Origin of the sequence: Anaeromyxobacter sp. PSR-1 (genome assembly GCF_000964525.1) — a bacterium.
Classification (GTDB): domain Bacteria; phylum Myxococcota; class Myxococcia; order Myxococcales; family Anaeromyxobacteraceae; genus Anaeromyxobacter.
In genome coordinates this window covers 1-18,457 of the sequence record NZ_BAZG01000046.1, presented here as the reverse complement: position 1 = coordinate 18,457, position 18,457 = coordinate 1, and the positions used below count along the sequence as shown (strand labels likewise).

General features: G+C 72.7%; 18 protein-coding genes and 1 pseudogene. 11 read left to right on the top strand and 8 right to left on the bottom strand.

The window, feature by feature from the left end:
• Positions 1 to 27: 27 nt before the first annotated feature.
• Both PSR1_RS09630 and PSR1_RS09625 read right to left on the bottom strand, forming a co-directional pair.
• Positions 28 to 564, bottom strand: coding sequence for an AAA family ATPase (locus PSR1_RS09630; RefSeq protein ID WP_059437384.1), 537 nt, complete (start codon positions 562 to 564; stop codon positions 28 to 30).
• A 26-nt stretch (positions 565 to 590) separates the two neighbouring features.
• Positions 591 to 1,334 (bottom strand): phosphatase PAP2-related protein, encoded by a 744-nt coding sequence (locus PSR1_RS09625; protein ID WP_059437383.1) that lies wholly within the window; start codon positions 1,332 to 1,334, stop codon positions 591 to 593.
• 82 nt (positions 1,335 to 1,416) lie between these two features.
• Between PSR1_RS09625 and PSR1_RS09620 the strand changes: the two genes are divergently transcribed.
• Positions 1,417 to 2,127 (top strand): Bax inhibitor-1/YccA family protein, encoded by a 711-nt coding sequence (locus tag PSR1_RS09620; RefSeq protein ID WP_059437382.1) that lies wholly within the window; start codon positions 1,417 to 1,419, stop codon positions 2,125 to 2,127.
• Position 2,128: 1 nt separating this feature from the next.
• Here the strand turns inward: PSR1_RS09620 and PSR1_RS09615 are convergent, their stop codons facing one another.
• Positions 2,129 to 2,974, bottom strand: coding sequence for an SAM-dependent methyltransferase (locus PSR1_RS09615; RefSeq protein ID WP_059437381.1), 846 nt, complete (start codon positions 2,972 to 2,974; stop codon positions 2,129 to 2,131).
• A 91-nt stretch (positions 2,975 to 3,065) separates the two neighbouring features.
• On the opposite strand from PSR1_RS09615, the gene PSR1_RS09610 reads away from it, so the two are divergent.
• Together PSR1_RS09610 and PSR1_RS09600 are read left to right on the top strand one after the other, a co-directional pair.
• A complete protein-coding gene (locus PSR1_RS09610; protein WP_059437380.1) occupies positions 3,066 to 3,896 on the top strand; it encodes a glycerophosphodiester phosphodiesterase in 831 nt (276 codons plus the stop codon).
• A gap of 797 nt (positions 3,897 to 4,693) precedes the next feature.
• Positions 4,694 to 5,818: an HNH endonuclease signature motif containing protein gene (locus PSR1_RS09600; RefSeq protein ID WP_059437378.1), complete on the top strand. Its 1,125-nt coding sequence runs from the start codon at positions 4,694 to 4,696 to the stop codon at positions 5,816 to 5,818.
• On the opposite strand, the gene PSR1_RS09595 is transcribed toward PSR1_RS09600, so the two are convergent.
• The gene (locus tag PSR1_RS09595; protein ID WP_059437377.1) at positions 5,802 to 7,403 is read right to left on the bottom strand and encodes an ABC-F family ATP-binding cassette domain-containing protein; all 1,602 of its coding nucleotides are present in this window, start codon (positions 7,401 to 7,403) and stop codon (positions 5,802 to 5,804) included. The two genes, PSR1_RS09600 and PSR1_RS09595, sit on opposite strands and share 17 nt — an antisense overlap.
• Before the next feature lie 169 nt (positions 7,404 to 7,572).
• On the opposite strand from PSR1_RS09595, the gene PSR1_RS09590 reads away from it, so the two are divergent.
• Positions 7,573 to 8,847 carry an MFS transporter gene (locus tag PSR1_RS09590; RefSeq protein ID WP_059437376.1) on the top strand — a complete coding sequence of 425 codons (1,275 nt, stop codon included), beginning with the start codon at positions 7,573 to 7,575 and terminating at the stop codon, positions 8,845 to 8,847.
• A 27-nt stretch (positions 8,848 to 8,874) separates the two neighbouring features.
• On the opposite strand, the gene PSR1_RS09585 is transcribed toward PSR1_RS09590, so the two are convergent.
• The 3 genes from PSR1_RS09585 to PSR1_RS09575 form a co-directional block, all read right to left on the bottom strand.
• Entirely contained in the window at positions 8,875 to 9,273 is a 399-nt protein-coding gene (locus tag PSR1_RS09585) for a hypothetical protein (RefSeq protein WP_237757891.1), read from the bottom strand.
• 405 nt (positions 9,274 to 9,678) lie between these two features.
• A complete protein-coding gene (locus tag PSR1_RS09580; protein ID WP_059437375.1) occupies positions 9,679 to 10,080 on the bottom strand; it encodes a hypothetical protein in 402 nt (133 codons plus the stop codon).
• A 423-nt stretch (positions 10,081 to 10,503) separates the two neighbouring features.
• Entirely contained in the window at positions 10,504 to 11,592 is a 1,089-nt protein-coding gene (locus PSR1_RS09575; RefSeq protein WP_152643334.1) for a hypothetical protein, read from the bottom strand.
• Between the two features lie 619 nt (positions 11,593 to 12,211).
• Between PSR1_RS09575 and PSR1_RS09565 the strand changes: the two genes are divergently transcribed.
• Complete coding sequence (locus PSR1_RS09565) at positions 12,212 to 13,108, top strand: hypothetical protein (RefSeq protein WP_059437394.1); 897 nt, start codon at positions 12,212 to 12,214, stop codon at positions 13,106 to 13,108.
• Positions 13,109 to 13,474: 366 nt separating this feature from the next.
• On the opposite strand, the gene PSR1_RS09560 is transcribed toward PSR1_RS09565, so the two are convergent.
• Positions 13,475 to 14,290, bottom strand: coding sequence for a glycosyltransferase family 2 protein (locus tag PSR1_RS09560; RefSeq protein ID WP_059437372.1), 816 nt, complete (start codon positions 14,288 to 14,290; stop codon positions 13,475 to 13,477).
• 107 nt (positions 14,291 to 14,397) lie between these two features.
• Here PSR1_RS09560 and PSR1_RS09555 point away from each other — a divergent pair, with 107 nt between their 5' ends.
• From PSR1_RS09555 to PSR1_RS09530, 6 genes and pseudogenes are all read left to right on the top strand, one after another.
• Positions 14,398 to 14,874: a PEGA domain-containing protein gene (locus PSR1_RS09555; protein WP_059437371.1), complete on the top strand. Its 477-nt coding sequence runs from the start codon at positions 14,398 to 14,400 to the stop codon at positions 14,872 to 14,874.
• Positions 14,875 to 14,877: 3 nt separating this feature from the next.
• A complete protein-coding gene (locus PSR1_RS09550) occupies positions 14,878 to 15,831 on the top strand; it encodes a class I SAM-dependent RNA methyltransferase (protein ID WP_059437370.1) in 954 nt (317 codons plus the stop codon).
• A 68-nt stretch (positions 15,832 to 15,899) separates the two neighbouring features.
• Positions 15,900 to 16,835 (top strand): ABC transporter ATP-binding protein, encoded by a 936-nt coding sequence (locus tag PSR1_RS09545; RefSeq protein WP_059437369.1) that lies wholly within the window; start codon positions 15,900 to 15,902, stop codon positions 16,833 to 16,835.
• Positions 16,768 to 17,529, top strand: a complete 762-nt coding sequence (locus PSR1_RS09540) for an ABC transporter permease (protein ID WP_059437368.1) — start codon at positions 16,768 to 16,770, stop codon at positions 17,527 to 17,529. Before PSR1_RS09545 ends, PSR1_RS09540 begins: the two co-directional genes overlap by 68 nt.
• 100 nt (positions 17,530 to 17,629) lie before the next feature.
• Complete coding sequence (locus PSR1_RS09535; protein ID WP_059437367.1) at positions 17,630 to 18,277, top strand: DUF2238 domain-containing protein; 648 nt, start codon at positions 17,630 to 17,632, stop codon at positions 18,275 to 18,277.
• A pseudogene (locus PSR1_RS09530) lies at positions 18,274 to 18,457 on the top strand (hypothetical protein); the annotation flags it as partial. The gene PSR1_RS09535 and the pseudogene PSR1_RS09530, both read left to right, overlap by 4 nt.

Below are 18,457 nucleotides of genomic sequence, written 5' to 3'. Positions count from 1 at the left end.
GCGCACCACCCGCCGGACGTGACGGCGTCACGCCAGGCGAAATGCGCCGCTGCCCACGGCGGCGATCACCGCGTCCAGCGTCTCCCGGGGACCTTGCCCTTCCGTCCGGAGCACGTGCCGCTCGAGCTCGCCGATCGAGGAGAGCTGCCGGTAGAGGGCCGTGATGGCCTCGGGATCGGCCAGCGAATCGCCGCCGCGCTCCCGGCAACGCTCGATTGCGACCTCGAGCGCCGGGCGCAGCATGACGTAGTGGAGCGGCACCGAGAGCGCCTGGAACGGCCGGAGGAACCACGGGCCGACGATGCCGTCGAGGACGACGAAGTACCCGCCCCTGGCATAGCGCTCGGCCACCGTCGCCAGGGCGTCGATCACCACCTCGTTCTGCGCGTGGGCCTCGGGCAGGTAGGGCGCGAGCGCGCCGTGCTTGATGAAGTGCCAGAAGTCGTCGGCGTGGAGGTGCACCTTGGGTGACCCCGGCTGGCTGGCCAGGGCGCGGGCGGTCGTGGTCTTCCCGGCGCCCGGCGGGCCGGTCAGGATGAGGACTTCGCCTGCAAGGTCGACCATGACCGCTCCCGTTCCCGAGCTGCCGCTCATCTCGCCCGCGGCGCCGGCCAGCCCTCGCGCAGCGCGAACACCGCCAGCGTCACCGCGTACGCGCCGGCCACGTCGATGGTGTAGTGCAGGTGCGCGAGGAACACCGACGCGACCACCAGCACGTGGCCGAGGAGCGCGGGCCAGCGCAGGCGCGGCCAGCGCCACACGTACAGCAGGAGCAGGAACGTGGTGGCGGTGTGGCCGGAGAAGAACAGGTCCTTCGTCAGGTAGGCGCGCATCGAGCCGTTCGCGAACACCTGCCACGGCGAGAGGAGCTGCACGTACGCGTCCCAGGGATCGTGCCCCGAGATCCCGGGGCCGGCGCGCGCCGGGTCGGGCGCGCCCAGGCCGGTCATGGCGAGGGTGGCGCCGCGGAGCAGCGACACGATCGCGCCGGCCACGTTGTAGCGGACGAAGGTGCGCGGCGAGACCCACAGCAGCGCGGCGGCGACCGGCAGGTAGATGCCGAGCCACAGCACGTAGTTCCCGCGCGCCACCCACTCGACGTACGGGACGTGCGCGAGCACGAGGTCGGGCAGCGCGGCGGGCGCGGGGCGCAGCTCGTTCCAGACCGCCGCCGCGGTCATGGCGGCGTAGCTCGCCAGGCGGAGCGCGAGCGCGAGCAGCACCGCGGCCCAGGCCGCGCGCAGGGCGGGCCAGCCGCCCTCGGCCGGCGGGGGCGCGGCGCTCGCGGTCGGGGCGAGGCGCGCGGGCTCGGGCTGGGGCGACGGGGCGGCCATGGCCGGGGTGTATAGACCACGCCCGGCGCCGGGGCACCAGCTACCCACGGCGCTCCGCGCCCGCGCGGGTTACAATCCGTCCATGTCCTTCGACTCGCCTTCCCGCTTCCCCGCCCGCGAGCAGGTGCTCGTCCGCGGCGCGTCCGACGTCGAGCGCCGCTTCATGGCCGCCGTCTACCGCTGGATGACGCTGGGCCTCGGCGTCACCGCCCTGGTCGCGACCGCGGTGGCGAGCTCCGAGACGCTGCTCCTCGCCATCGTGGGCAACCGGATCCTCTTCTACGGGCTCGTCATCGCCGAGCTGGCGCTGGTGATCTGGATCTCCGCGGCGGTGAACCGGCTCCCGGCCGCCGCCGCCGGCGGGCTGTTCCTGCTCTACTCGGCGCTGAACGGCGCGACGCTGTCGGTGGTGCTGCTCGTCTACACCGGCGCGTCGGTGGGGATCGCGTTCCTCACCACCGCCGGTACGTTCGCCGCGATGAGCGTCTACGGCACCGTCACCCGGCGCGACCTGACCGGCTGGGGGAGCTTCCTGTTCATGGGGCTCATCGGGATCGTGATCGCGAGCCTCGCGAACCTGTTCTTCCGCTCCGACATGGTCTCGTGGGTGGTGTCGTGCATGGGCGTGCTGGTCTTCACCGGCCTCACCGCCTACGACACGCAGAAGCTCCGCGCCTACGCGCGCGCGGGCGGCGGCGCGGCGGCCGCGCCGGTGAGCGGCGCGCTCTCGCTCTACCTCGACTTCGTGAACCTGTTCCTGTCGCTGCTGCGCCTGTTCGGGAACCGGCGCTAGCTCAGGCCCCGGCCTCGGGCCCGGCCCCGGCGAGCGTCCGCAGCAGCTTCGGGCGCACGCCGGTGGCCGCGACGAGCGCGTCGAGCCGCCCCTGCGCCTCGCGCGACGCGGCGCGCACCTTCTTGCCGAGGATGAGCTCGTTCTTCACCGAGTGCTCCCAGCCGGTGAGCTCGGTGACGGTCACCCGGTAGCCGTGCGCCTCGAGCGCGAGCGCGCGGAGCACGTTGGTGAGGTGCGAGCCGAACTCGCGCCGGTGCCAGGGGTGCTCGAACAGCGGCGCGAGCAGCGGCGAGGGCGCCTTCGCCTCGTCGAGCTGCCGCGCCACCTCCGCCTGGCAGCAGGGGACCACCGCCACGTGGTCGGCGCCGTGCCGGATGGCGAGCGCGAGCGCGTCGTCGGTGGCGGTGTCGCAGGCGTGCAGCGCGGTGACGAGGTTCAGCCGCTCCGGCACGGGCGCGGCGTCGATGGGCGCCTCCACGAACTCGAGCCGGTCGAAGCCGAGCCGCCTCGCGCGCTCGGCGCCGGCCTTCGCGAGGTCGGGGCGCGACTCGAGCGCGAGGAGCCGGCCCTTCCCGGCGGGCCCGAGGAACAGCTCGTAGAGGATGAAGCCGAGGTAGCTCTTGCCGGCCCCGCAGTCCACCACCACCGGATCGCCGAAGCGCCCGAGCACGTCGTCGAGCGCGGGGGCGAGCAGGTTCGCGAGGTGGTTCACCTGCTTCAGCTTCCGGAGGCTGTCGGCGTTGAGGTCGCCCTGCCGGGTGAGGAGGTGCAGCTCCTTCAGCAGCCCCGGGGACGTGCCTGGGAGCAGCTCGCGACGGACCGCCTCGCCCTTCACCTGCCTGCGCATGGCGAGGTTCTAACCCGGCGGCGCCGCGCGCGGAACCTCGGGGCACGCCCGAGGCGTTGACGGGCGCGGCCCGGCGGACGAAGGTCGGCGGGTGACCGCTCCCACCCCGCCCTCGCCCGACCGCGCGCCCGCGCGCGCCTACCTCTCCCGCCCCGGCCCGTGGCTGGTGGCCCACCGCGGCGGCAGCGCGCTCGCCCCGGAGAACACGCTCGTCGCGTTCGACCGCGCGGTGGCGCTCGGCGCGGACGCGCTCGAGATCGACGTGCGCCGCACCGCCGACGGGGCGGTGGTGGTGTTCCACGACGACGACACGGCGCGGCTCACCGGCGCGCCGGGGACCATCGAGGCGCGCACGCTGGAGGAGGTGGGGCGGCTCGACGCGGCGTTCGGCTTCACGCCGGACGGCGGGGCGACGCATCCGCTGCGCGGCAAGGGCGTGCGGGTGCCGACGCTGGCGGAGGTGCTGGCGCGCTACCCGGGCCTGCGGCTCAACATCGACGCGAAGCCGGACGAGGCCGCGCTGGCGGACGCGCTGGCGCGGGAGATCCGGGCGGCGGGCGCGGAGGAGCGGGTCTGCGTGGGGTCGTTCTTCGACGCGCAGGCGGAGCGGCTCGCGGCGCTCTTGCCGGGCTGCGCGCGGTACCTGCCGGAGCAGGCGGCGACGTGCCACGTGCTGGCGGCGCTGTCGGGCCAGCCGGCGGAGGGGTGCCCCGGCGGCTACGACGTCGCGGACCTGCCGCATCGGATGGGGGAGGTCGAGGTGGTGTGCCCGCCGGTGATCGCGCACTTCCACGCGCTGGGGATCCCGGTGCACGTGTGGACCGTCGATGATCCTGTCGAGATGCGGGAGCTGCTCGCGCTCGGGGTGGATGGGATCGTGACGGATCGGCCGGAGGTCCTCGCGAAGGTGTTGGGGAGGTAGGGGTTGCCGCTCGCGGTGAGCTCGTCGAACCGGGAGCGGGGGGCGGTTGCCGCTCACGGTGAGCTCGTCGAACCGGGAGCGGGGTGGCGATTGCCGCTCACGGTGACCTTGTCGAACCGGGAGCGGGGAGGCGATTGCCGCTCACGGTGAGCTTGTCGAACCGGGAGCGGGGTGGCGATTGCCGCTCACGGTGAGCTTGTCGAACCGGGAGCGGGAGGCGATTGCCGCTCACGGTGAGCTCGTCGAACCGGGAGCGGGGTGCAGGCGGCCGCGCCGGAGAAGGAGCGGGAGGTCGGGCAGCGGGCTGGCGGGGCGGGCCCGGCTGGCCGGGAGCGGCGGCGCGGGATCGGCTTGCGAGAGGCCTGGCAGGGAGGCGGGCTGGCGTTCGTTGGCCGCGGCCGGGTGTCTCCGCTCTTGGTGATCCGCAGCCTGCCGCTCATGGTGAACCCCAAGACCGACCTCCGCTCATGGTGAGCCTCAGCCTGCCGCTCATGGTGAGCCCCAAGACCTCCGCTCATGGTGAGCCTGTCGAACCATGAGCGGGACGCAGGGACTGCGGTCACGTTGAGTGACTGCTTGCAGCCCAAGGGGAACGCTCGGCGCGCTTGACGGGGTTTCACTGTCCGGCGACCCAGGCGCCGCGGGGCGCGCGGGAGGGTCGCTGTGAGCGCGCCATCTGGCGCCTGGCGCGTGCTCGTGACGCGCGACCGCCTTGACGGGATCGCATGACCATCTCGCGCCTGAAGTCGAATGCGCGCGTCCGGCGAGGCCCCGGAAACGCGTGAGAGAGTGTCGGCATGGACACTCCTCGTGAACTCTCGGATCGCCTCGTCACCCTCCTCCGCCGCGAGCACGCCGCCCTCGCGGAGTTCCTGGTCGCGCTCGCGGACTTCGACGTGCGGCGCGCGTGGGCGGAGCTGGGGTACGCCTCGCTCTTCCACTACCTGCACCGCGAGCTTCGGCTGTCGAAGGGCTCGGCGCAGTACCGCAAGGTGGCGGCGGAGCTGATCCAGGCGGTCCCCGCCGTCGTCGAGCCGCTGCGGGACGGGCGGCTCTGCTTCACGACCGTCATCGAGGTGGCGCGCGTGGTCACGGCCGAGAACTGGGAGGCGGTGCTGCCGCGGTTCTACGGGCTGTCGCGGCACGAGGCGGCGGAGGTGGTCGCGGCGCTGGCGCCGCGTCCGGCGCCGCCGGTGCGGACGGTGCTCACCGCGGTCCGTCGGTCCGCGAGTTCAACTGCTGAACCGACTGTCCTCGCTGTGACCTCTGGTTCAACTGTTGAACTGACTGGCCCCGTCGCAGCCGTGGGTTCAACGGTTGAACCGTCGGTTCCTGCGGTGCCCGTCGCGGCTCCGACGTCCTCGTTCCGCTCCGCGGAGCTCACGCCGCTCACGGCGGACCGTCAGCGGCTCCATGTAACGGTAAGTGAACGTTTCGCGCGCAAGCTGGAGCGGCTCCGGGATCTTCGGCCGGACCTCTCCGACGACGCCCTTCTCGAAGCTGGGGTGGACCTGCTGCTGGCGAAGGCGGAGAAGCGCAAGAGTGGGCACACGGATCGGCCGCAGGCGGCGATCCGGCCTTCCCGCGATCGGGGCCACATCCCTGCCGATGTCCGCCGCGAGGTCTGGAAGCGTGACGGTGGGTGCTGTCAGTGGCGGCTCGCCAGCGGGGAGCGCTGCGGCTCCACGCATTCGCTCCAGCTCGACCACGTCGTGCCGCGGGCGCTGGGCGGGGCCTCCACTGCGGACAACCTTCGCGTGCTCTGCGCGGCCCACAACCTCGAGGCGGCGCGGCGGGTGTTCGGGGACGCCTGGATGGGCAGGTACACCAAGGGCCGGCGCGATGGGGATCGGGCCGGCCCTGGGATTGTTCGCGACGTGCCCGGCGGCGCGCCGGGACCGGCGCCTAGTGGTGTTCCGTGACCAGCTCGGGGTGCTTCTCCACCAGCTCGTCGAAGTTGCCGGGGAAGTCGAGGATGGGCTCGTTCTTGTGCATCACCCAGATCCGGCTCGCCACCTCGCGCACCAGCTCCTGGTCGTGCGTCACCACGATCACCGTCCCCTCGTAGCGCTGCAGGCCCTCGGACAGCGCGGCGATGGACTGGAGGTCGAGGTGGTTGGTGGGCTCGTCGAGCACGAGCACGTTGTCCTTGAACAGCATCAGCTTCGCGAGCAGGAGGCGCACGGTCTCGCCGCCGGACAGGGTCGCGGTCGGCTTCATCCGCTCGTCGCCGGAGAACAGCATGCGCCCGAGCAGGCCGGAGATCTCCTCGTTGCTGAGCTTGTCCTCCATCTCGCGGAGCCAGCCGAACGCGGTGGTGCCGGGGCGGATCACGCCGGCCTGGTCCTGCGGCAGGTAGCCGACCTGCGCCTGGTGGCCCCACTTCACGTGGCCGCGGTCGGGGGCGAGCTCGCCGGCGACCATCTTCACCAGCGTGGACTTGCCGACGCCGTTCTTGCCGACGACGGCGATCTTCTCGCCGCGGGTCACGAGCGCGCTGAACGGCTGGACCACCTGCAGGCCGGGGCCGTAGGCCTTCTCGATGCCCTCGATCGTCAGCGTCTGCTTGCCGGAGGGCGCCTTCTGCTCGAACTTGATGAACGGCGCGGCGATGTTCGACCGCTTCATGTCCTCGAGCTTCAGCTTCTGCATGGCGCGGATGCGGCTCTGCACCTGCGACGCGCGCGTGCCGGCGTGGAACCGGGCCACGAACTCGCGGAGCTGCTCGATCTTCTTCCGCTTCTCGGCGTTCTCCGACTCGACGCGCGACCGGACCTGGCCCTTCTGCCGGACCATGTCGTCGTAGCCGCCGGGGTACGTGATGATGGTCTCGTAGTCGATGTCGGCGATGTGCGTGCAGATCGCGTTCAGGAAGTGGCGGTCGTGCGAGATGGTGATGAGCACGCCCTCGTACGCGTGCAGGAACTTCTCCAGCCAGCGGATCGACTCGATGTCGAGGTGGTTGGTGGGCTCGTCGAGCAGCAGCCCCTGCGGCTTCCCGAACAGCGCCTGCGCGAGCAGCACGCGCAGCTTGTAGCCGCCGGCGAGCGCGCGCATGGGCTGGTCGTGCCAGGGCTCCTCGATGCCGAGGCCCTGCAGCAGCTCGGCCGCGTCGGCCTCGGCGGAGTAGCCGTCCTCCTCGCCGATCACGCCCTCCAGCTCGGCGAGGCGCACGCCGTCCTCGTCGCTGATCTCGGGCTTGGCGAGCAGCTGCTCCTTCTCGCTCATCGCCGACCACAGCGCCTCGTTCCCCATCAGCACCACGTCGAGGACGCGGTTGTCCTCGTACTTGAAGTGATCCTGGCGGAGGATGCCGAGCTTCTTCGGCCGGAGCACCTGGCCGGTGTCGGGGTCCTCGTCGCCGGCGATGATCTTCATGAAGGTGGTCTTCCCGGCGCCGTTCGGGCCGGTCAGGCCGTAGCGGTTGCCGGGCGAGAACGAGACGTCCACGTCCTCGAACAGCTTCTTGGGCCCGAAGGCCTTGGTGACGTTCTGAACGCTGATCATGGGAGCGGCGCCTTCTTAACGGATCTCCGGGAGTTTTGCGAGACGGATCGCGGACTTCACCCGGCGCGGCGCGCGCCGCCGCCGCCGCCGCGCGCGCCCCGGATGCGCGCCGTCCGGGAGGGCACTCCGCGCTCGACCGCGCGGCGGACCGCGGGTACGCTGCCGCACCGTGCACTCCACGCCCGGCGCCGCCCGCCTCTTCCACGGCCCCGGCGGCCGCGCGCTGCTCGTCCTCACCTTCATCAACCTGTTCAACTACCTCGATCGGTTCGTGGTGTCGGCGCTGGTCGAGAGCCTGCGCGCGGACCTGTGGCTCACCGACACGCGCCTCGGCTGGCTGATGACGAGCTTCACCATCGTCTACGCGCTCGCCTCCCCGGTGTTCGGCGCGCTGGGCGACCGCCGGTCCCGCCCGCCGCTCGTCGCGCTCGGCGTCCTGCTCTGGAGCAGCGCCACCATGCTCTCCGGCGCGGCGCGCGGCTTCTACACGCTGCTCCTCGCCCGCGCCGCGGTCGGCGTGGGCGAGGCCGCGTACGGCACGCTCTCGCCGGGCCTGCTCGCCGACTTCTTCGGCAAGGAGCGGCGCGGCCGCGCCTACGCCACCTTCTTCGCCGCCATCCCCATCGGCTCGGCGCTCGGCTACATCGTGGGCGGCCTCGTGGAGCACCGCTTCGGCTGGCGCACCGCGTTCGTCATCTCCGGCGCGCCCGGCGTGCTGCTCGCGTACTGGTGCCTGCGGCTGCCCGATCCGCCGCGCGGCGCGAGCGAGCGCCCCTGGCTCGAGCTCGGGAAGCGCGGCCTCGCCGCCACCTACCGGCGCCTCCTCGCGAACCGCCCCTATGTCCTCGCCGTGGCCGGCTACGCGGCCTACACCTTCGCGGTCGGCGGGATGGCGTTCTGGATGCCCGCGTTCCTGGAGCGCTCGCGGGGCGTGCCCCGCGCCATCGCCACCGTCCAGTTCGGCGCGGTGGTGGTGATGACCGGGTTCGCCGGCACCTTCGCCGGCGGCTTCTTCGCCGACTGGCTCCGCCGCCGCCGGCGCGAGGCGGACCTGTGGGTCTCCGGCATCGCCACGCTGCTCGCCGCCCCGCTATCACTCATGGTGTTCCTCACCTGGCGGCCCGGGCTCTACCTCTCCGCGCTGATCGGCGCGCAGCTCCTGCTGTTCGCGTCCTCAGGCCCCATCAACGCCGCGCTCATGAACGTGGTCCCGCCCGCCGAGCGCGCCACCGCGGCGGCGCTGTCGATCCTCGCCATCCACGTGTTCGGCGACCTGCCCTCGCCCACGCTCATCGGCGTGCTCTCCGACCACAGCTCGCTCGGCCGTGCCGTGCTCATCGTGCCTGCCGCGATCCTCGTCTCGGGTGCGATCTGGACCTGGGCCGCGTGGCGCGGCGAGCGGGCGGCTCGCGCCGCGGGGCCGGACGCCGACCGCGCGGCCTAGCGTCGCGGTCCGCCCGCGTCGGCCCCGTCAACGAGGGCGGACTTCGACCTCGACCCCATGAGCCCGTGCTTCCCGATGGAGCACGTACGCGTCCCGGGACACCGTGATCAGCAGGCGGCCAGTCCCCCACGCGACGGTCGGCTTCTCGACGTCGGGGAGCGCATCCTCCGAGAACACGATCGTCCCCTCCGCCCCCTTCGACGCAGAGTCGATGACCAGGACCCGGTCCGCGACCGAGGTCAGCAGACCGTTCGCGTACTCCACCTCGTCGACGACGGCGACCCATTTCCCGGTCGGGTCGGTGAGCGTGTGAAGCACCCTGCGACCATCGCTTTCGTGATCGCGCTTGGCGCACTCGCACGAGACCGCCGTCATCGCGAGCCCGATCAGGATCCACAGCGCGACGCTGGATGCTGCTCGTTTCACGAGTAGTTCCTCTGAACGTCCGTGTCTGGGGTCGCGGCGAACCCGACCCAGAGTAACGCGCCTCGGTCGGTGAGTCCGTGAATCGGACCATTGGTCCGCGCGACCTCCAGCATCATCGCGCATCTCCGAAGGCATGGTCCCTGCGTTTCCCGCCAGGATGACCTCTCCCCGCCAGATCCTTCCGCACGCCACCTACCTCGTCACTCGGCGTTGCGCACAGCGGCAGTTCCTGCTGCGACCGTCGGAGTCCACGCGGAACCCCGACCCAGAGTAATGCGTTTCGGCCGGCGAGTCCGTGAATCGAATCCGGCCGAGACCACGATCGCCGTGACGCGCTGGGCCCATTACTCTGGGTCGGGGCCTCGAGCGGCCGGTCAGCGGAAATCAAGTCTGGGGGCCTCCGGCCTACTCTCGATCGTGGGTCTCCCGTCGAAGCTCGTACCGCTCGTCGCCCTCCTCGCCCTTCCAGTTGAACAGGATCATCGTGCCTCCGCGCCCTTCCGTGAGGAGGTCGGCTCTGAATCCGTTGCGATGCTCCGCGAGAGAGTCGAAGACGAGCCACATCTCGCGCTTTCGCACACCCCAGACGCCGGTCCCGCCCACGAACTTCGACTCGGGTGAACCCAGAAGACCCAAGACCGGTGCTGGGATGCGCTCGGCAGTAAACCTCACTTCGGTGAACACCATCCGCCCGCCTTCCCGCGACACCCACTCTCCGAGCACGTCGGCACGCTCAATCGAGCCGCCAGAGCAATTGAGTAACCCGCAAGCAATGGCGATGAGGGCGCACACCGGCTTCACGGCCATCTGATCACCTCGGGGGACGTCAGCAGACCGTTCGCGCAGGCCGAGCCTCGGGAGCCCTGTCGCCCAGGACGGCATAGCGTGCGTCGATCTCCCTGACCGACCTGTGATGATCGAAGGCGACCACGCCGCACCACAGTGCGGCGACCGCGAACCACAGCGCCATCGCCCTCCATCGGTCTGCGCGAGGCGTCCTGACGAGGATCCACGCCAATGCAGCCACATCGAGGAGCAGGCGACCAGGATCGGAACCGCGGCGAGGAAGAAGGAGAAGGCGTCTCCCGGTCCACCGGGCATGCCTTCCTCTCCTGGCGGAACCCAAAGGGCGGAGCCGACCTTCAGGAAGAGCACCATCCCCGCAACGTTGAGCGAGGCCCAGGGCCATCGTTTGCGGAAGTGGCGCTTCGGTTCCATTGCGGGCCTTCATCAAGTTCCGCCGAACGCCTTGACAGTTGGATCGACGCGCTTCATGTCAGCGTCCGCGACGGGCCAACCCTTTGCCCCGCGGGCGGCGTGCGCAACGAGCGCTCGCATCAGCGCGTTCGAGATGACGGTCTCCTGGAACGCCTCGCCCCCGTCGCCGAACCACTGGGTGGTCTTCACGTAGTGCGATCCCGGTTCGGCCAGGAGTGAAGGAAACGGTCCGCGCCGATGCGGGAGGTACTTGCGCTCGCCGCACACGGGGCAAATCGCGTGCAGCAGGTCGGCCGTCGCGACCGAGACCTGTTCGTTCGCCACGAGCTGGACCACGGTCCGTAACTCCTGGGTGCCCTTCCGGTTCAGGACCGGGCGAGCCTCGACGCCGAGGGGCCGAAAGACCTCCTTCCAGACCTCCGGCCTCACGAAGAACTCGCTGTAGACCCAGAACAGCTGGAAGATTCCGCGCCGCCCCCAGCGTGGCTCGCCCTTGAGCCGGAACGGCGCTCGCTGGACTCGGCCCACGGCGCACTTGCCGCAGCCGGTCGCCCCGTAGGTGAGCTCCGCATAGTCATCCTCTGGCTGCGGGTAGCCGTGCATCCAGTCGGTGAAGAGCCTGACCCACCGCGCCGCCGCGACCTCCTCGTTCGTGAACTCGGTCCAGTAGATGTCGACCGGGTTCTGCTCGGCAACCCAGCGAGCCACTTCCGGCCAGCGAGGGTCCGCTTCGTCGATCCGGATGGTCACGAATTCGGAATCGTCGGCTTTCATCGCGAGGAGCTTCAGGAGCTCGCGATCCGCCTCATCGACCCGCTTCGAGATGTTGTGGACGATTCGCACCGGAGTCTCGCACCCGCGATGATCGCGAGCATACCAGGCTCCGACGCTCGGTGAAGTGGCGCCCGCCCCCTCACGGACATTCAAGGCGCCTTCGCGCCACAGCCAGAGCGTGATCGCGGCCGTCGCGCGCAAATCTCCAAAAGGGCCGACCGCGAACTTTTCGAGCACAGGAGCGCCGGGCTCCAGCGCAAACTCGAGACAGTGCGCCGCCGCCCAGAGTCGAACTGCCTCGTTGGAATCAGCAAGCAGCGGGATCAAGAACTCGCGCGCGCCGCGCCGTCCACTTCCGGGATGCGCTGTAGCTCGCATCCAACCGGAAACAGTGACCAGACCGCGATCGCTGTGACGCGCCGGCCTATTACTCTGGGTCGGGCCTTGGGGCCTTGGGGCCTCGTGGATCAGCTGGCGGCGAAATACAGCTTCGCGCCTTGGATGAGGACCCAACACCCGAGCGCGGCCATTCCGATCCCCTGGATTCTGACCAATGGTTTGGCGATTTTCTCCCGCGCTCTGAGCGACGGGTGGAGTCGGCCCCTCCGACGACCGAACCCGCGCCGCAACGATTCGATGGTCTCAGCAGGTCGAAGAGCCAAGGTCGCCCCCGCCCATAGCAGGATCGCACCGACCAGGAACAAAATCATCGACGCCCTGTGGGCCTGCAATGGACTCACGCACACCTCGCCCGCTCATGAGACATGTCCAGCAATTGCTTCAATAGAACCCCGACCCAGAACCCCCAGAGAACCCCGACCCAGAAGAACCCCGACCGAGAGTAACGCGTCTCGGCCGGCGAGTCCGTGAATCGGCCCATCGGTTCGCGCGATCTCCAGGATCTTCGCGCAACTCCGGAGGCATGGTCCCTGCGTTTCCCGCCAGGGTGACCTCTCCCCGCCAGATCCTTCCGCACGCCACCTACCTCGTCACTCGGCGTTGCGCACAGCGGCAGTTCCTGCTGCGGCCGTCGGAGTCCACGAACAGCATCGTGCTCTACGTCCTGGCCGTCGCGGCTCGACGGTACGGGATCCTCGTCCACGCGTTTTGCGTCCTCTCGAATCACCTCCACGTCGTCGTGACGGACCCCGCCGCTCGGCTTCCCGCCTTCCAGCAGTACGTCGACGCACTCGTCGCTCGAGCCGTGAACGCGTCGCTGGGCCGCTGGGAAGCGTTCTGGGCGCCGAGCAGCTACAGCGCCGTGCGGCTCGTTTCACCAACAGACGTCCTCGACAAGGCGGCGTACGTGCTCGCAAATCCGGTCGCGGCGGGGCTCGTGCGCACGGGTTCGGAATGGCCGGGGCTCTGGTCCGCGCCGGCTCGTATCGGTGCCGGCAAGATCGCCGTTCGCCGGCCCAAGCACTTCTTCGCCGAGAACGGATCGATGCCGGAGTCCGTCGAGCTCGAGCTGGTCCCGCCCCCTGGCTTCACCGCCGCCGAGGAGTTCCGCGAGCAGCTCGTCGAGGCGCTCGAGGCGCGCGAGCGTGAAGCAGGGCGGGCGCAAGCCGAGAAGGGCCTCGGCTTCATGGGCGCGCGGAAGGTACTCGCGCAGAAGCCCACCGCGCGGCCCTCGCCTGGCGAGCCGCGGCGCGGGCTGAGCCCGCGGGTCGCCAGCAAGGACAAGTGGAAGCGCATCGAGGCGCTCGGAAGGCTGCTCGGGTTCTTGAACGAGTACCGAACGGCCTTGCGCGCCTGGAAGGCAGGCATGCGCGATACCGTCTTCCCAGCGGGAACCTACTGGATGCGCGTCGGGCACGACGTCGCGTGCGCGGCGGCTCCTTAGCACGCGCCGTCCTGACCACCACCGGGACTCTGGACTCGCGCGCTCTCCACGCGCGCCGCGGGCGGCGGTGCGTCCGAATCACATTCCGGGCGCCGGACTCACGCCCATCGCTGGCTAGATTTACGCGACCTGTCCGCCGTTGGCCCACGTTCGGGACGCGCTTCAGTTCGAATACGACGGGAATCAACGGGCGAGCCGGCGCGACAGCGCCGCGCCCGGGCCAATTACTCTGGGTCGGGGTCCTCGGGGTCGGGGTCCTCGGCCCAATTACTCTGGGTCGGGGTCCTGTCGAATTACTCTGGGTCGGGGTTCTCGGGGTCCTGGGTCCTCCGAATTACTCTGGGTCGGGGTCCTCCGCAGCCGCCTCTACCCCGGCAACATCCGGTAAAGCTCCTCGAGCCGACCCTCGGCGTAGGCCCGGACCAGCTCCGGATACGCCCCGCGATCCAGCTCGCGCAGCAGCGCGTACTTCCGGCCGTGGTAGTGCCCCACCGCTTCGGCGAGCCGCCAGCCGTCGGCGCCGCCGCGCGCGACGGCGCCTTTGAACAGCGCGTGCCGCACCAGGTGCACCGCCTTCTGCACCGCGGGCGCCTTCCGTCGCGCGCCCTCGGCCCGGTACCGGATCGCCCACAGCAGCGCGTAGCGATCCACCTTGCTGCGCATCGCCTCGACCGACGTCGCGAAGCGGTGCTCGACGTGGATGGGCAGGTGCACGGTCGGTGCGGGCGGCAGCGACTCGTGCACGATCATGCCCGGGTCCCAACGCGCCGCCTCGCGCCGGATCAGCCGGACGTGGTGCTCGGTGCGGAACAGGAAGCGGTGGCCGTCGAGGTCGGCCCAGTCGCGCCGGAGCACGCCGTGGTAGGGCGCCTCCCCGCCGCCGGTCGCCTTCCAGGCGCGGATGGCCGCGATCGCCTCCGGCTCCAGCCACTCGTCGGAGTCGAGGAAGAAGACGTGGCTGCAGCCCTCGAGCGCCTCCACCGCAGCGGCCCGCGCGGCACCGTACCCGCGCCAGGCGAGCTCCACCCGCCGGAAGCCGCGCGCCCGCGCCAGGTCGGCGGAGCCGTCGGTCGAGCACGAGTCCACCGCAACGCACTCGTCCGCCACCGCGGCGATGCCGGCGAGGCACCGGTCGAGCGTGTCGGCGCTGTTCCCGTGGATGACGAACCCGCCGAGGCGCATGGCCGCGGACCCTACTTGGCCCGCCCCGGCGCGCGCAAGGCCGGCGTGCCCGGGCGGCGAGGCGCGCAGGGCTCCACCCTGGCGGCCGGCGCCGATACAATGGCCGCATGTCGCAGCCTGCCTTCCAGGGCCCGCCTCCGTCCGGCCCCGGCGCCCCGCCGCCGCCGCCCCCGCAGCGCCCGCCGCTGCGCCACGCCCCCGGGATCCTCCGCGTGGTGGCCCTCGCCGTCGCGTTCCTCGGCGCCGCCGCGCTGCTGGTCGCGTTCGCGCTCCGGGGTCGCCCCGCCGCGCCGTCCACGCCGCTCACCGCGCTCCCGCCGCTCCAGGCCGAGCACGACCAGCGGACCGGCGAGGACGTGGCGCCGTTCACCGGCTTCGCGGTCTCCGTCGAGACGGTGCCGCCCGGCGCGCTCGTGCTGGTGGACGGGGTGGCGCGCGGCGAGGCGCCGGTGCTCGCGGGCCTCGACTGTCCCCCGGGTCGCGAGATCGAGATCCGCGCCGAGGCCGCCGGCCGTCGCGCCGCGACCCGCGTCGCCTGCCGCGCCGACGCGCTGGTGAAGGTCACGCTCCGGCTCGAGCGCTAGCCCTTGGCCGCGCCGGCCATCGAGCGGATCTTCTGCGCCTGCGCGCCGGGCCTCGAGCCGGTGCTGGCCGCCGAGCTGCGCGCGCTGGGGCTCGACGCCCGTGCGGCGCAGGGCGGCGCCGAGGCGCGGGGCGAGGACGCCGCCGCGCTCGCGTGCCTGGGCGCGCGCACCGCCGACACCGCGCTCCTCCGGCTGTGGGAGGGCCCCGCCGCGGAGCTGCCCGCGGCGAAGCGCGCCGCGGCGGCGCGGGCGGGCGGGCTCGAGCTGCTGGTGCGCGCCAAGGGCGGGCACGCCACGGTGAGCGTGGACGCGGCCGGCGCGCCGCTGTTCCGGCGCGGTTGGCGGGCGCGGGTGGGCGCGGCGCCGCTCCGTGAGTCGCTCGCCGCCGGCATCCTGCTCGCCTGCGGGTGGACCGGCGACCGGCCCTTCCTCGATCCGATGTGCGGCTCGGGCACGCTCGCCATCGAGGCCGCGCTCATCGCCGCCGGCCGTGCGCCGGGCCTGGGCCGGACCTTCGCGTTCGAGCGCCTCCCCGGCCACGACCCGGCCCGCACCGCCCGGCTGCGCGCGCACCTCGAGGCGCGCGCCCGCCCGGTGACCGTGCCCATCCACGCCTCCGACCGGAACGCCGGCGCGCTCCGGCTCGCGCAGAAGAACGCGGCCGCGGCGGGCGTGGCGGACGCGATCGCGTTCGCGCGCGAGGACGCGGCGAAGGTGATCCCGCCGCCCGGCCCGGGGCTGTGCGCCGTGAACCCGCCCTACGGCGTGCGCCTCGACGAGGACGCGGCCGGCGCCTGGCGCGCGCTGGGCACGCTCATGGCGCGGCTCGCCGGATGGGAGGTCGCGGTGCTCGGGCCGGACCGCGGGCTCGAGCGGCTGCTCCCCCGCCCGCCGTCCGGGTCCGTGCCCGTGGAGAACGGCGGAATCCGCTGCCGCCTGCTGCGCTGGCGCGCCTGAGGCCCCCGCGAGGAGCGGCGGCCGGGCGGGCAGGCCGCTGCGCGCACGGGGCTCCATCGTGTGGCCGCATGTGGAGGGAGCTCGCCGCCCGGCTGATCCGGCGCCCGCGCGCCGACGACGGCGGCGGCCTGCTCGTGCCGAGCCGCACCCGCCCGGGCCGGCCCAAGATCGACGTCGCGCGGGTGGGGCACCGCTTCCCGAACGAGGTCGTCGCGCTCCAGGACGTGAACATCGCGGTGCACGCGGGCGAGTTCGTGTGCCTGCTCGGCCCGTCCGGCTGCGGCAAGACCACCCTGCTCTACGCGCTCGCCGGGCACCTCGCGCCGAGCGGCGGGCGCATCTCCATCGACGGCGTCGAGGTGAAGGGGCCGGGCCCGGAGCGCCTGCTGGTGTTCCAGGAGCCGGCGCTGTTCCCGTGGCTGACGGTGCGGCAGAACCTGGTCTTCGCGCTGCGGGCGACCGGGATCCGCCGCGGCGAGGCGGCCCGGCGCGCCCAGGCGTTCGTGGCGATGGTGGGGCTCGGGGGCTTCGAGGACGCGCTCCCGCACGAGCTGTCCGGCGGCATGCGCATGCGCGTGCAGCTCGCGCGCGCGCTGGCGCTCGACCCGGCGGTGCTGCTCATGGACGAGCCGTTCGCGGCGCTCGACGCCCAGACCCGCGGCCAGATGCAGCAGCACCTGCAGCGCATCTGGATGCGCGATCGCAAGACGGTGGTCTTCGTCACCCACGACGTGCGCGAGGCGCTGGTGCTGGGCGATCGCGTGGTGGTGATGGCGGCGCGGCCGGGGCGCGTGCTGGAGGACCTGGAGGTCCGGCTGCCGCGGCCGCGCGACCCGGACGACCCGGCGCTGGTGGAGCTGTCGCGGCGCATCCGCGAGGAGCTGCGGCGCGCCGAGGAGTCGGGGCGCCGCACGGCGCGGGCGGAGGAGGAACGCGATGCACGAGCGGCTCCGGGCGGCGGTGTTCATCCTGGGCGCGCTGCTGATCTGGGAGCTCGCGGCTAGGTACGGCCCCTGGCCGCACGCGCTCCTCCCCGGACCGTTCGCGGTGGGCGGCCGGCTCGCGGGCCTGGCCGCGGACGGCCGGCTCGGCGCCGCGGTGGCGCGGTCGCTCCTGCGGCTGGCGCAGGGGTACGGCCTGTCGGTGCTCCTGGGCGTGCCGCTCGGCGTGGCGCTCGCGCGGAGCCCGCTGGTGCGCTCGGTGCTCCGGCCCGCCACCATCGGCCTGCAGGCGCTGCCGTCGGTGTGCTGGCTCCCGCTGGCGGCGCTCTGGTTCGGGCTCTCCGAGGCGGCGATCGTGTTCGTGGTGCTGGCCGGATCGCTGCTCGCGGTGGCCATCGCGACCGAGGACGCGGTGTCGGGCGTGGACCCGGGGCTGCTCCGCGCCGCCGGCACGCTCGGCATCCGCGGCGCGCGCTTCCACCTGGGCGTGCTCCTGCCGTCGGCGCTCCCCGGCATCCTCACCGGGCTGAAGCTGGGCTGGAGCTTCGCGTGGCGCGCGCTCATGGCGGGCGAGCTGCTGTTCCCGGCGGGCGGGCTGGGCCAGCTCCTCGCGACGGGACGCACGCGCGCCGACGCGGCGCAGCTGCTCGGCGTCATCGCCGTCATCGTGTTCCTCGGCGTGCTGGTGGACCAGGTGCTGTTCCGGCTGCTGGAGGTGCGCGTGCGGCGCCGCTGGGGGCTCGCCACCGCGGCATGACCACAGGCGCTCCGCGTGCGGCCCCCTGCGGGCGACCCCGCGCCGGCGGGCGGGGTTTCGGGTATGGTCCGGGGCTTCACGCCGCAGGAGCTGTCGCCCCATGACGGATCGCCTCCCCGCCGCGCTGCTCGCGCTCGTCGTCGCCGTCCTGGCCTGGTCCGGCGTCGGCCCGAAGGACCGCGGCACCTGGCTCATGGAGGTCGCGCCGGTGCTCCTCGTCGTCCCGGTGCTGATCGCGACGCGGCGGCGCTTCCCGCTCACCCCGCTCCTCTACGTGCTCGTCGCGCTGCACGCCGCGGTGCTGTGCGTGGGCGGCCACTACACCTACGCCGAGGTGCCGGCCGGCTTCTGGGTGCGCGACGCGCTCGGCCTGGCCCGGAACCACTACGACCGCCTCGGCCACTTCATGCAGGGCTTCGTGCCCGCGCTGGCCGCGCGCGAGCTGCTCCTGCGCACCTCGCCGCTGCGCCGCGGGCGCTGGCTGGCGGCGCTCGTCACCTGCGTCGCGCTCGCCATCTCCGCGGCCTACGAGCTGGTGGAGTGGCTGGCGGCGGTGCTGCTCGGCCAGGGCGCGGACGCGTTCCTCGGCACGCAGGGGGATCCGTGGGACACGCAGTGGGACATGTTCCTGGCGCTGGTCGGCGCGGTGGCCGCGCAGGCGCTCCTCTCGCGCGTGCACGACCGGGCCATCGCGCGCCTCGGCGCGGGCCCGGGCGACCGCAGCCCCGGCGATCGGGTGGCGGCGTGAGGCTGCGCGCCCTCGCGCTGGCGGGCCTCGCCGCGCTCGCGTCCGGCTGCGCCGCGACGCGGCCGGTGCCGGCGCCGGACCTCGCCGCGCCGGCGGCCCCGGACGCCGCCGCGGCGCCGGGCGCGCGCGCGCCTGGGGCCTCGGTGGACGGCGGCGCGGACGCCACCGTCGCGCCGGTGG